This window comes from Streptomyces phaeochromogenes, assembly GCF_001418655.1.
Classification (GTDB): domain Bacteria; phylum Actinomycetota; class Actinomycetes; order Streptomycetales; family Streptomycetaceae; genus Streptomyces; species Streptomyces phaeochromogenes.
Genome location: NZ_LIQZ01000344.1, coordinates 16,126 through 29,411, shown reverse-complemented (window position 1 = coordinate 29,411; position 13,286 = coordinate 16,126). Strand labels below are relative to the sequence as shown.

Below are 13,286 nucleotides of genomic sequence, written 5' to 3'. Positions count from 1 at the left end.
GGGGAGTGGTGAGTTCGGCGACCGCCGCCGCCAGTTGCTGTCGCAGGGGTTCGGGGAGCGGCTCGCCCTGGACGGCGCCCACCATGTCCTGTGCCAGGTGGTGGAGCTTGGTGTTGGTGTTCTGGGAGACCGCCACCAGGACGTTCCAGGCGTTCTCCGGGCTCAGGCCGAAGGAGGCCATCAGGACTCCGCGGGCCAGGTCGATGACCGGCCGGGTCTGCATGGCGCGCTTGAGCTGGACGACTTCCGCGCGCAGGTTCCGCTCGGCATCGTCGGGCAACGCGTCCTCCTCCGTGGGGCGTTGTTCCTTGTCGGGGCGGGCGTCCTGGCCCGGAAGGGCCACGGCTCGGGCGGCCTCGCCCGTGGACGCGTACATGGGTGCGCATGCGGGCGCGAACAGCGACGACGTCTCGGTGAGGGCGAGCAGTCGCTCGACCACCGGGTCGGCAGCCTGGATGACGACGGTCTTGGTGTCCTTCAGCGCACGCCGACGCAGGCGCAGCAGGACGTTGAGACCGGAACAGTCGCAGAACCCGACTCCGCTCAGATCGAGATCCACTCCGGTGACCGACCCGGCGAGGGCTCGGCGCAGAACCTGCTTCAGCGCCTGCTCGCCGTCGAGGTCGATCTCACCGGCGATCACGACGGCTGTACGCGCGCCGGCCTGATGCGCCTCCATCTTCAGGGGCGTCGGCGGACGTCCCCTCGCCGCGATGACCGATGCCGCGCGGTCGGGCTCGTACCCGCTCTCGAACTGCGCGGAAAGTGCTGTGTCTCGCATGGCAGCCGCTCCTGAGGCATCCGGCCGTCTCTAACGCCACCAGGCTCAGCTTCGGATGCTCACACGTCAAGCGATACATGAAAATTCTTTCGCCCTTTTGAATGCGTGAATGACAGGTCCTATGCTGTGGCGCATGGGTGGAGTACCTGAGACACATTCCGGCTGGACGTTCCTCACCAACCACGCCCGCGTACTGGCTGCCATCGCCGATGACCAGAACACCCGTATCCGGGACATCGCCGCGCGCTGCCGACTCACGGAGCGGGCCGTGCAGAAGATCATCGCCGATCTGGAGCAGGGTGGTTATCTCACCCACACCAGGCAGGGGCGCACGAACGAGTACCACATCGAGCCGGGAACCGGCCTGCGTCACCCGGCCGATGCCGGGCTGTCGGTCGCGGGTCTGCTCTCCGTGCTGGCGCAGCACGACGCCGAGCGCGACACCAGATCGCAGCGGCTGCAGACGGCGTCCGTCTCCGAACAGGGTTCCACCGCCGACGAGTGACAAGTGGCGCCACCGCCACTCGGACCACGGCAAGATCGACTGGTGAGGCCCGGCGCTCAGGACTACCGTCGGTACAGCGAACGTCGGCCTTCAGGTCGTCGTACACGCAGGACAAATGCCATGACGGGCGCTCAGACGACACCCTCGGAATCTGCCAAGTCCCCGGAGCGGGGCCGAGGCAGGGGGATCGCACTTCTCGTCATCGCCTCCTGCCAGCTGATGGTGGTCCTCGACATCACCATCGTGAACATCGCTCTTCCGCACATCCAGAGCTCGCTCGGCTTCTCGACCGAGAACCTGTCCTGGGTGATCAACGCCTACACGCTGACCTTCGGTGGTCTGCTCCTGCTCGGCGGGCGGTTGGGCGACATCCTCGGCCGTCGCCGGGTCTTCATGTTCGGCGTCCTGCTCTTCGTGCTCGCCTCCCTGCTCGGTGGACTCTCGCAGGAGTCCTGGCAGTTGCTCGCGGCGCGCTCGCTGCAGGGCGTCGGCGGTGCCATCGCGTCCCCGACGGCCCTCTCACTGATCACCACGACGTTCGAGGAAGGGCCCGAGCGGAACAGGGCGTTCGGAGTGTTCGCCGCGGTCTCGGCCGGCGGCAGCGCGATCGGCCTGCTGGCCGGCGGACTCCTCGTGGAGTGGCTCGACTGGCGCTGGGTCCTCTTCGTCAACGTGCCCATCGGCCTGCTGATCGTGCTGGCGACACCCCGCTACATCCGGGAGTCGGAGCGCCATCCGGGCCACTTCGACATCCTCGGCGCGCTCACGTCCACCGTCGGCATGGTGATGCTCGTCTACGGGTTCATCCGTGCCTCGGAGGACGGCTGGAGCGACAGCCTCACCCTCGCGGCCTTCGCGGCGGCCGTGGTGCTCCTCGCCGCGTTCATCGCCATCGAGCGCAGGTCGAAACAACCCATCACGCCCTTGTGGATGTTCCGCGACCGCAACCGGGCGGGCGTCTACGCGATCATGCTGTGCCTGGCCGCCGCGATGTTCGGGATGTTCTTCTTCCTGACGCTCTTCGTGCAGAACATCCTGGGCTTCAGCCCGCTGGAGGCCGGTCTCGCCTTCCTGCCGGTGAGCGCGATCATCGCCATCGGCGCGGGAGTCGCCTCACAACTGCTGCCCAAGTGGGGGCCCAAGCCCTTCATGACGGTGGGCGCGGTCCTGTCCGCCATCGGACTCGGCTGGCTCACCCTGACCGGGGTCGACAGCACGTACGCGGGCAGCATCCTCGGCCCCATGCTGGTCTTCGGCTTCGGCATGGGTCTCAACTTCGTGTCGCTGACGCTGATGGCGGTCTCGGGAGTGGAGTCGCAGGACGCGGGGGCGGCCTCCGGGATCCTCAACGCCACCCAGCAGGTGGGCGGTTCACTCGGCCTGTCGGTGCTGGTGACCGTCTTCGGCACGGCCAGCCGCAACGAAGCCACCGATCAGGTCAGCGACTTCATGGCGGAGGCGACCCCGGCCCAGCGCCTCGAATTCCGCAGAACCGGCGAACTCCCGTCGCCCTGGAGCGACCAGGTGCTGACCTCCGGCATCTCGGGCGCGTTCATCGTCGCGGCGATCATCGCCGTCGTGGGCGCCCTGGTCGCCCTGATCGTCATTCAGGTACGCCCCGACGACCTGGTGCGCCTCCAGGGAAACGGCGCCATGACGCCCGTAGCGGCCGGGGACGTCCCGGAGGCCGGGGCCGAGGGCGTACGGGAGAGCCCCGCCGACGCGAGCCGGTCGCTTTCGGACCCGGCTTCGGACTCGTCTTCGGACCCGCCCGAGTCCCGCCCGGGCCCCCGCGAGGATCCTCCCTCGCCCGGCTGAGCCTCAGGGCGCCTCAGGGCAGCGGCTGTTCGGTCCAGATGACCTTGCCTGCCGGGGTGTAGCGGGTCCCCCAGCGTTCGGCGAGCTGGGCGACGAGGAACAGTCCGCGTCCGCCCTCGTCCGTGCTGGCCGCGTACCGCAGGTGCGGTGAGGTGTTACTGCCGTCGAAGACCTCGCAGATCAGGCTGCGGTCGCGCAGCATACGGACCTGGATGGGTCCGGTGCCGTACCGGATCGCGTTGGTGACCAGCTCGCTGAGCATCAGCTCGGTGGCGAACGCCAGGTCGTCCAGCCCCCACTCCGTCAGCTGCCGGGTGACCGACGCGCGCACCTCGCCGACGGCGGCCGGGTCGGACGGGACCTGCCACTCGGCGATGCGGTCGGCTCCGAGGGCACGGGTACCGGCGACGATCAGGGCGATGTCGTCGCTGGGCCGGTCGGGAAGAAGGGCGTTGAGGACGCCCTGGCAGGTGTCCTCCGGCGACCGATCGGCCCCCGCCAGCGCCGTGCGCAGCAGCTCGAGGCCGACGTCGATGTCCCGCTCCCGGTCCTCGACGAGCCCGTCCGTGTAGAGAACCAGCCGGCTGCCCTCCGCCAGCTCCAGTTCGGCCGTCTCGAACGGGAGGCCGCCCAGGCCCAGCGGCGGACCCGCGGGCACCTCGGGGAACTCCACGGTGCCGTCGGGGCTGACGACGGCAGGCGGTGGATGGCCCGCCCGGGCGACGGTGCACTTCCGGGTGGTCGGGTCGTAGACGGCGTACAGACAGGTGGCGCCGGTGATCGCGGCGCTGCTGTCCTCCGCGGCCTCGTCCTGGTCGATGCGGCCGACCAGCTCGTCGAGGAGCCCGAGCAGCTCGTCGGGCGGCAGGTCGAGCGCGGAGAAGTTGTGCACGGCGGTCCGCAGCCGTCCCATCGTCGCCGCGGCGTGCAGCCCGTGGCCGACGACATCGCCCACGACGAGCGCGACCCGGGCACCGGACAGCGGCAGTACGTCGAACCAGTCGCCGCCCACCCCCGCCTGCGCGGGCAGGTAGCGGTAGGCGATGTCCAGGGCGCTCTGCTCGGGCAGATTGCGGGGCAGGAGACTGCGCTGCAGTGTCACGGCCATGGTGTGCTCGCGCGTGTAGCGGCGCGCGTTGTCGATGGAGACCGCGGCACGGGCGACCAGCTCCTCGGCGAGGGCCAGCTCCTCCTCGTCGAACGGCTCGGGCTTCTCCGAGCGCCAGAAGTTGACCACGCCCATCACCAGGTGTCCCACCCGCACCGGAACGATGATCAGCGAGTGGATCCCGTACTCCACGACCTGCGCGGTGCGCTCCAGATCCTGCGCGAGCCACCCCGGAGCCTCCCGGAGGCTGGGCTCGACCACGGCCTGGCCGGTGCCGATGCTGCGGGCCTGGGGCGTGGAAGCGACGAACCTGATCCGCTCGCCCACCGGATAGAGAGGAGCGTCCTTGCGGATACCGCTGAACGCCGTACGGCGCAGATCGGTGCCCGCTTCCGGCTCCTCGCCGCTCAGCACGGCGTCGGCCAGGTCCACGGTGACGTAGTCCGCGAACCGCGGTACCGCCACCTCCGCCAGTTCCTCGGCGGTACGGGTCACGTCCAGGCCCGTACCGATGCCCACCCCGGCGTCGTACAGGAGCTTGAGATGCTCCCGGGCCACTTCGGCCTTGCCGGACAGGGCGCGCAGCTCGGTCGAGTCGCGGAGTGTCGCGACGCTGCCGGCCGGGCCGCCCTTGAGGTCCGTGGGCCGTTGGTTGATCGCCAGCAGCCGGTCGCCGACCAGATGCACCTCGTCCGTCGCGACGCGCCCCGAGGCCAGGAGGGCGGCCGTGTCCGTGTCGAGGCCGAGTTCGAGCACATGCCGTCCCTCGGCGTCCCGGGGAAGGTCCAGCAGCCGGTGCGCCTCGTCGTTGGCGAGCAGCAGCCGTCCCTCGCCGCTGGCGATCATCACGCCTTCGCGGACCGCGTGCAGCACCGCGTCGTGATGCTCGTACATCCGGGTCATCTCGAAGGGGCCCAGCCCGTGTGTCTGGCGCAGGAGCCGTCTGCTCACCAGCGCCGTCCCGCCCAGGGCCAGGGCGAGTGCCGCGGCGGCTGCGGTCAGCAGGAGCGGGAGCTGCCGGTCCGCGACACCGCCGACGTTCTCGGTCGTGATGCCCGCCGACACCAGGCCCACGACCTTGCCGTCGTCCGACTTGACGGGAACCACGGCCTGCACCAGCGGCCCGATGGTTCCCGTGATCTCCTCGGTGAAGGAGCGGCCCTCCAGCGCCGGTTCCAGGGTTCCGACGAACTTCTTGCCGATCCGGTCGGGCTTGGGGTGGGTGTAGCGGACCCCGTCGGTGTTCATCACCACGATGAAGTCCACCTTGGACCGCTCACGGGCCGCCTCGGCCCGCGGTTGAAGGATCGCGGTGGGATCGGAGTCACTCAGGGCGTCGCGGGTGCCGGGAGCGTTGGCGAACGTCTCGGCGACGGCCAGGGAGCGGTTCGTGGCCTCCTGGGTGCTGTCGTGCCGCACCTGCAGTACCAGGGCCACCACCGCGGCCACGACCAGCAGCAGCACGATCACCACTTGCAGGACAAATACCTGGCCCGCGACACTGCGTCCGCCCAGCCCGGACCGTAGCCCCGCCGAGGGCCCGTGCCCGCCGTCGTGGGCCCCTTGAGGATCGACTGGATGGCGCGGCGTCTGCCGTGCTCGCCGCGCATGAGCCCGGCGAGGGCGGTCACGCCTGCGCCGCGCACGCAGGCCGTTGAGGCGGGGGGTCGACCGAGCCCAGGATCGACCCAAGAGTCGGACCATAAGCCCATGTCTACACTGCCGGGCGCCATGAGGCGAGAGGGTCATGCTCCGGGAGGGGCGCTGGCCCGGGGCGAGTGGCCCAGACCAATGGCGGAAGGAGCGGCTCAGGTCCGTGGGGCAGCACGGCCCTGGCATGTGGGGTGGTACGTGGTGGACGCGGCCCGGTGCCGATGATCCCGGGCCGTCCGACGCTGCCGTCGGCACGATCTCGCCGCATCATGGAGAGGGGGTCATTTGCGCGCATTCATCCCCCAAGTGCGGGAGGTCGTCATGCACACCCCGGACCGGTACCGGCTGACCTTCACCCATGAGGGATCGGGCGTCGGCGCGACCACGGACAAGGTGGTCGTCGAACGGACCGACACCGTGGGACCGGGCGGAAACCCGGTCTACTGCGATCCCACCGGCATTCTCCGTGCCGAGATCAGCCCGGCGGGGGAGGTACGGATGCTGGCCAGCGGCGGCTACCAGTCGCCCGTTCCACCGTCCGCCGAACCGCTCCGGCAGTCCTAGGCGAGTTCAGGGAAGCCGCAGGCTCGTCCTGGGCGGGCCCTGGACGAGCAGCAGCGCAGCAGCGCGGCGACCCGGCGGCGCTCCTCGCGCCGAGCCACCACAGGGTGTGCGGTCGCCCCAGGTGCCGCGCTCGCGCTCCACCGGAGGTAGGTGGTCGGCACGGCACGGCGCGCCTGGCCGAAAGAACCGTTGGTCCTGTGCCTGGTCCCGGTTAGCGTGCTTTTCAACCGATCATCAGGGGGAAACAGCATGTCGGCAGGGCCTGTTGTCGATCTGCAGCAACTTGGCGGCGACTTCACCCGCGATCCCTATCCCGTCTACGCCGAACTCCGTGCGGCCGGACCCGTACACCGGGTGCTCGACACCGACGGCGAGGAGGTGTGGTTCGTCGTCGGTTACGACGCGTGCCGTACCGCCTTCACCGACCCCCGGCTCAGCCGGGACTGGCGCAAGTCCGGGAACATCGGCCAGATCGTCAACACCGAGCAGGACCAGCCGGCGCTCGCCCACATGCTGATGTCGGACCCGCCGGACCACACCCGGCTACGGCGGCTGGTGGCAAGGGAGTTCACCCCGCGCCGCATCGAAGCCCTGGCCCCCCGGGTCCAGCAGATCGCCGACGAACTGCTGGACGCGATGCTCGCGGGGGAGGAACGGCAGGCGGACCTGGTGGCCTCCTTCGCCTTTCCACTGCCCATGACCGTCATCTGCGAACTGCTCGGCGTGCCCGCGCTCGACCGGGACGCCTTCCGAGCCTGGTCCAACGAGATGGTCGCCCGTACGAGTCCGGAGGCGGAGGCACGCGCCTACCAGGAGATGCCGGCGTACCTCGCCGAACTGGTCGCGGCCAAGAGGATCACGCCCGGCCAGGACCTGCTGAGCGCGATGATCCACACCGTGGACGAGGGCGGCGACCGGCTCTCGCCCGACGAACTCATCGGCATGTGCGTGCTGTTGCTCATCGCAGGCCACGAGACCACGGTCAACCTGATCGGCAACGGCATGCGGGCCCTCTTCACACATCCCGGCCAACTGGCCGACCTGCGCGCCGACTTCGGGCTGCTCGAAGGCGCGATCGAGGAAATGCTCCGCTACGACGGGCCGGTGGAGAACTGCACGGACCGGCTGGCGCTGGAGGACGTGGAGATGGGCGGCGTGACCATCCCCGCCGGCTCCACCGTCCTGATCGCCATGGCCGGCGCCGACCGTGATCCGGAGCGCTTCCGGCAGGCCGACCGGTTCGACATCCGCCGGGACTCCCGCGGCCACATCGCCTTCGGGCACGGCCTGCACTACTGCCTGGGCGCCCCGTTGGCCCGGCTGGAGGGCCGCATCGCGATCCGCACCCTCCTGGAACGCTGCCCGGACCTGAGGCTGGACGCCGACGAGTCCGAGCTGCCCTGGATGCGGGGGCTGTTGATCAGGGGTGCCCGCGAACTTCCTGTGCGCTGGTGACCGGCGGCTTACCGCGCCCGTGACCGACGGCGCTCAGGACCTTGTTGGTTACCGGCAGTAATAAGGTCCGCTGTCGCCGGACCCCGTCCGCCACCAGTACCTACGCGACGGCACGCCCTCATCGACACCTCGACTTCGCGGCGCCCGGCAGGCCTGTCTGCCGGGCGCCGCAAGGCGTTTCCGGCTCGGCGCCCACTCCGTGGCGATGAGAGCGGCGCAGACGCGACCCGCGCTCGCCGCCCTTCTCTGGGGTAAGGTCCTCGTCACTTCGGAGGCGCCCGTATCTCTCCGTCACATTGACCGGCCGCGTACACCTGCCGGACGACGGGGCGTGTACGCGGACGAGGAGCAAGAAGCCGTATGGCGCCCTCGGGTGGGCTGGTTCATGAGAGGTTTCTATGAATCCGCGAGACGTTTGAACACTCGGGGCCTCCCCTCCGTATAGGGCGGGGGATTGCCATGCCGGCTCCGGCAACAGAAGCGTAGGAGTAGATCCTTGGGACGCAACACGCGCAGACGCCCAACAGGCGCACGACGCGCGACCATTGGGGCGGTCGCGCTGATGCTGGGGGGAGGTGGGCTGGTAGCGGCGAACGTCTACGCGACGGCCTCCGAGAGTGGTCAGACCCAGGCAGGTCAGGTCCTGGCCTCGGGCGCAGCCACCATCGACTGCCCGGATGTGGGCAGCCAGCTGACGGCGGTGCCGGACGAGGCGAAGGCGGAGGTCGACAAGGAACTCGCCCTCCTCGACAAGCAGATCGCCGAGGCCTACCAGCGGTTGCAGCAGTCGACGCAGGCCATCCAGCAGGACGGTGCCTTCGCCGAGAACTCGATCATGAACCCGCTGAAGGAGAAGCGAGCCGCGACCATCGAGCGGATCGCGATAGCCGTCGACCGCGTGGGGGACCGTCCGCAGGGTCTTGAGCCCTTCGCGGCCTGCATACTTCGCGCCTCGGGCAACCAGGGCGAGCAGGGCGGCGACGGACAGAACGGCGACCAGGGCGGCGAGGACCAGCAGCAGGACGGCGACAACCAGGACAACCAGGGCCAGGACGGCCAGAACCAGGGCGAAGGCCAGGACAACGGTCAGGGCCAGGGCGACGAGCAGGGCGATCAGCAGGGCGGCAACGGCGGCCAGGGCGGCAACGGCCCTGTCGCCGCCGACTTCGTGGACATCAAGTCGGTCCAGCCCAACGTGCAGAGCGCGCGCAAGCAGGGCAACGCCTCCCGCGGCACCTTCAGCACCGCCTGCGGTGTGAACGCGAACGGCCTGTTCAACTCCGACAACGTGATCGTGGCCCCCGGTGTCACCAACGGCGCCCACCACTTCCACGACTACGTCGGCAACCAGGACAACAACGCCTTCGCGAGCGACCAGGACCTGGCCAACGGCGACACGTCCTGCGAGAACAAGGGCGACAAGTCCTCGTACTTCTGGCCCGTGATCCGTCTGCAGAACGGCGCCGAGGAGCAGGACGCCGGTTCTCCCGGCGGCGGTATCGAGGGCAACGCCGGTGAGATCGTCACGCCGAAGCAGGTGACCATGACCTTCGTGGGCAACCCGCAGAGCAAGGTCACCGAGATGCCGAAGCTGCTGCGCATCATCACCGGTGACGCCAAGGCGTTCGTCAACGGCAACGCCAACGCCAACGCCTCGTGGAGCTGCACCGGGTTCGAGGACCGGCAGCTGAAGGACAAGTACCCGCTCTGCCCCCAGGGCAGTGACGTGGTCCGCACCTTCAAGTTCCAGAGCTGCTGGGACGGCAACAACATCGACAGCGCCAACCACCGCACCCACGTGGCCTTCGCCGACGCCAACGGCGTCTGCGGAAACGGCTTCAAGGCCATCCCGCAGCTCGTCCAGCGGATCGTCTACGACATCGACGCGCCCAGCCTGAACGACGGCGGCCGTACCACCCCGCTGTTCGCGGTCGACTCCTTCCCGGAGCAGCTGCACAAGCCGGTCACCGACCACGGCGACTTCATCAACGTCTTCGACGAGGACCTGATGGGGGAGATGGTGGACTGCATCAACGGAGGCCGGAAGTGCGACGCCGCCGACGGTGCGGGTGACGGCGACGGTGGCGGCGCGGGTGAGGAGCCGGGTAACTCCCCGTCGCCGACGCCCGAGAACCCGCCCGGCGGCAACAACGGGGACGACGACCCCGCGGACAACGGCAATGGGAACGGCAACGGTGGCGAGAACACCCCGTCGCCCACGCCCACTGCCACCGCCCCGTCCGGTGGGAACAACCAGGACGAGGAGCCCGCCGACAACGGCGCCGAGAACACGGAGAAGCCCTCGACCGACAGCACCCAGGCCCCCGACCCCGCCGACGGCGAGGACAAGGGCAACGGTGAAGCGGTGCCGAAGACCGATTCGTCCCCGTCGGCCGTCCAGAGCGACGAGGCCGCGGCGACGGGTGGCGACGACAACGACCTCGGCGGCGCCGTGCCTGGCCCCGAGCCGTCGAGCGCCTCGGTACTCGAACCGCAGGCGACCTCGGGCGGACTCGCCGACACCGGGACGCAGTTGTGGCCGGCCGCGGCCGGAGCGCTGCTCCTGCTCGCAGGGTTCGTACTGCTCCGCCGAATCAACAGCAGGCAGACGTGACACGGCAGCGCCACCATGAGGTAGCGCCGCGACGGGGTAGCGCCACAACGAGGTAACGCCGTATCGAAATAGCGGCATCGAGGAGCCGGCCGGGGAAACCCGGTCGGCTCCTCTCTTGTGTGCGGAACCGGCTACCGCGGCGCCTCGTCCGGCCCCGTGCCGCCGAGCACCTCGGCGATGAAGCTCGCCAATTGCTTCCGTATGTCTTCCCGGGGCACGCCCTTCCGGCCGGCCAGGTGCTCGACGAGGTCGGCCCGGACGGTGGCGAGCAGCGCATGCGCGGTGAAATCGCTGTTGGTGAGGCCGGGAATCTGCTCCAGTGCGGACCGGAGCAGGCTGTGCCAGCGCTCGTAGTGCTCCGCCTGGTAGGGGCTGTCGCTGCCGGTCGCCTCCAGGGCCAGGGCGAGATGGCGGTTGTCGAGCTTGAAGCACAGGAGGGCGTCGAGCAGGGCCGGTACGCGCTGAAGCGGCGGAGTGTCGGGCCCCAATGGCTCGGGGCCCTCCTCGACGGCGTTCCTGACCGGTTCGAGTCGAGTCGCGTACAGCGCCCGGATCAGTCCGGTGCGGTCGCCGAAGGCCCGGAAGAGCGTCCCTTTGCCGACGCCGGCCGCCGTCGCGATGTCGGCCATGGTGACGTCCTCGGGGCTCTCGCACTCGGTGAAGAGCGTGTCGGCTGCCGCGAGGACGGCAGCCCGGTTACGGGCCGCGTCCTTGCGTGGTCTGCGCTCGGTCATGCTGCTCCTCCATTTGCAAAGCGGACCCCGGGTCCGTATCGTCCATTGAAACGGACCGGTGGTCCGTATCGTACGGGACGGAGAAACGCATGCCCGCGCACACCTCACCGGCAGATCTGTATCGCCACAGCCTGCGGCTGCTGCTGGACAAGGACATCCCCGCCTGGGTCGACCTGTGGGCCGAGAACGGCGTCATGGAATTTCCCTTCGCGCCCCAGGGCTGGCCCGGGCGGCTGGAGGGCAAGGAGGCCGTCGCCGCCTACATGCGCCACTATCCCGACCACATCGACCTGCACGACATCCGCGACGTGCGGATTCACCAGACCACCGAGCCCGACGTCATCGTGGTCGAGATGCGCGGTGTGGGCCGGGTCGTGGAGACCGGCGGCCCCTTCGACATGACCTACATCGCCGTCGTGACCTTCCAGGACGGGCTCATCTCCTCCTACCGCGACTACTGGAACCCGCTCGCCGTTCAGGAACCCGGCGTCGGCTTCGTCGCGAGCGGCACCCGATGAGCAGCATCACCGGCACCGCTCCGCCGACGAGTGTCACCGGCACGACTCTGGTCATCGGTGCCACCGGCACCACGGGCGGCCGTACCGCCGAGCAGCTGATCGCCGCCGGCCATCACGTCAAGGCCGCCAGTCGTCGCGCGACCCCGGTGCCGGGCACGGAACCGGTCCGCTTCGACTGGGGCGACCCCGCGACCCACGCCGACGCGCTCGACGGAGTGGACCGCGTCTACCTCATCCCGCCCCTGGGCGACTCCGACCCGGCTTCGGTCATGCTGCCCTTCCTGCGGCAGGCCCGCGCCGCCGGGGTGCGCCGCGCGGTGCTCCTCAGCTCCTCGGCCATACCCGAGGGCGGCCCGGCGGTGGGAATGGTGCATCAGGCGCTGCCCGGCCTGTTCGACGAGTGGGCGGTGCTGCGGCCCTCGTGGTTCATGCAGAACTTCACCGGCGCGCACGCCCATGCCGACAGCATTCGTGCGGACGGCACCATCCTGAGCGCGGCCGGCTCCGGCCGTGTCGGCTTCGTCGACGCCGACGACATCGCCGCCGTCGCCGTGCGCGCCCTCACCGACGACCGCGCCCCCGACGCCGAACTGGTCCTGACCGGTCCTGAGGCGCTCAGTTACGACGACATCGCCGCGATCGTCACGGAGGTCACCGGTCGAACCGTGGTCCACCACCGACTGACCCATGAGCAACTGCGGGACCGCCTCGCGGCGTTCATACCGCTGGAGTTCGCCACCATGCTGGCAGACATGGACCGCGCCATCGCCGGTGGCGCCGAGGATCGCACCACCGGCACCGTCCAGCTCCTCACGGGCCGCCCGCCGAACGGCTTCCGCGCGGTTGCCGAACGCGAGTTGAGCGATCCGGTCTCCTTGTAGGCGGTCCCGCCTCCTCGTAGGGGCGGTACGCGCCTGTCCGCCGGACACCGGGTCGGCCCGGCGCCCGACGAACCGCGAACTGTCAGCCGTGGTAGCCGATGTAGCCGTTGCCGTCCCGGTCGTTGTTGCTCTTCGTGTAGCTGTGCACGTCCGCACGGCTGCCGGCGGGCTTGTAGAGGTAGATGGTGTCGGCGTCGTTGTTCCATATGAAGTTGCAGTTGTCGCGGTAGACGACGTTGTTGGCATCGGAGTCGTTGCCGTTGCCGCCGCGCAACTTCACATAGTCACCGGGCTGCAGATAGTGGTTCGCGGTGAAGGCGAAACGGTTGCCGGTCTTGTCCTTGACGACATAGCCCTTGAGATTGATGGTCGCCGAGGACGAGTAGTTCTTGATCGTCAGGTATTCCTTGTACGTGTTGCCGGTGGTGCATCTGTTGGAGTCGCTGCCGGGCGCGTCGTACTGGACGCCCCGGACCTTCAACGCCGATGTGTACTCGGCCGCCTGGGCCGGAGCGGCGACGAGAACCGCCAGCGCACCGGCTGTGAAGGACACGGCTATGACAGGGTGCTTTCGCATGAGAATCCCCCTCCAAAACGCTATGAGGCACTGGAGCCTAGCCATGCCGTGAACGAAGTGTGTCGGGTTGGGGGTTAA

General features: G+C 69.4%; 11 protein-coding genes. 7 read left to right on the top strand and 4 right to left on the bottom strand.

The genetic code is table 11. The features are described from left to right. Positions 1–781: ANTAR domain-containing protein (locus tag AOK17_RS36980; RefSeq protein WP_063997344.1), on the bottom strand; the 781-nt coding region annotated here is incomplete at its 3' end. A 133-nt stretch (positions 782–914) separates the two neighbouring features. Between AOK17_RS36980 and AOK17_RS36975 the strand changes: the two genes are divergently transcribed. Together AOK17_RS36975 and AOK17_RS36970 are read left to right on the top strand one after the other, a co-directional pair. Beyond that, positions 915–1,286, top strand: a complete 372-nt coding sequence (locus AOK17_RS36975; RefSeq protein WP_055616981.1) for a helix-turn-helix transcriptional regulator — start codon at positions 915–917, stop codon at positions 1,284–1,286. A 120-nt stretch (positions 1,287–1,406) separates the two neighbouring features. Beyond that, positions 1,407–3,104, top strand: a complete 1,698-nt coding sequence (locus AOK17_RS36970) for an MFS transporter (protein WP_079053485.1) — start codon at positions 1,407–1,409, stop codon at positions 3,102–3,104. 13 nt (positions 3,105–3,117) lie between these two features. On the opposite strand, the gene AOK17_RS36965 is transcribed toward AOK17_RS36970, so the two are convergent. Further along, complete coding sequence (locus AOK17_RS36965; RefSeq protein ID WP_079053484.1) at positions 3,118–5,916, bottom strand: SpoIIE family protein phosphatase; 2,799 nt, start codon at positions 5,914–5,916, stop codon at positions 3,118–3,120. Positions 5,917–6,150: 234 nt separating this feature from the next. On the opposite strand from AOK17_RS36965, the gene AOK17_RS36960 reads away from it, so the two are divergent. From AOK17_RS36960 to AOK17_RS36950, 3 genes are all read left to right on the top strand, one after another. Further along, positions 6,151–6,429 carry a DUF6296 family protein gene (locus AOK17_RS36960; protein WP_245697611.1) on the top strand — a complete coding sequence of 93 codons (279 nt, stop codon included), beginning with the start codon at positions 6,151–6,153 and terminating at the stop codon, positions 6,427–6,429. A 249-nt stretch (positions 6,430–6,678) separates the two neighbouring features. After that, entirely contained in the window at positions 6,679–7,884 is a 1,206-nt protein-coding gene (locus AOK17_RS36955; protein WP_055616976.1) for a cytochrome P450 family protein, read from the top strand. A 562-nt stretch (positions 7,885–8,446) separates the two neighbouring features. Then, positions 8,447–10,498 carry a DUF1996 domain-containing protein gene (locus AOK17_RS36950; RefSeq protein ID WP_055616975.1) on the top strand — a complete coding sequence of 684 codons (2,052 nt, stop codon included), beginning with the start codon at positions 8,447–8,449 and terminating at the stop codon, positions 10,496–10,498. A 131-nt stretch (positions 10,499–10,629) separates the two neighbouring features. On the opposite strand, the gene AOK17_RS36945 is transcribed toward AOK17_RS36950, so the two are convergent. Beyond that, positions 10,630–11,232, bottom strand: a complete 603-nt coding sequence (locus AOK17_RS36945; protein WP_055616974.1) for a TetR/AcrR family transcriptional regulator — start codon at positions 11,230–11,232, stop codon at positions 10,630–10,632. A gap of 89 nt (positions 11,233–11,321) precedes the next feature. Between AOK17_RS36945 and AOK17_RS36940 the strand changes: the two genes are divergently transcribed. After that, positions 11,322–11,750: a nuclear transport factor 2 family protein gene (locus tag AOK17_RS36940; protein WP_055616973.1), complete on the top strand. Its 429-nt coding sequence runs from the start codon at positions 11,322–11,324 to the stop codon at positions 11,748–11,750. Further along, positions 11,747–12,631, top strand: a complete 885-nt coding sequence (locus AOK17_RS36935) for an NmrA family NAD(P)-binding protein (RefSeq protein ID WP_055616972.1) — start codon at positions 11,747–11,749, stop codon at positions 12,629–12,631. The genes AOK17_RS36940 and AOK17_RS36935 overlap by 4 nt, the downstream gene beginning before the upstream one ends. Positions 12,632–12,713: 82 nt before the next feature. Here AOK17_RS36935 and AOK17_RS36930 read toward each other — a convergent pair whose 3' ends face one another. Then, a complete protein-coding gene (locus tag AOK17_RS36930; protein WP_055616971.1) occupies positions 12,714–13,208 on the bottom strand; it encodes a lamin tail domain-containing protein in 495 nt (164 codons plus the stop codon). Between the last annotated feature and the right edge of the window lie 78 nt (positions 13,209–13,286).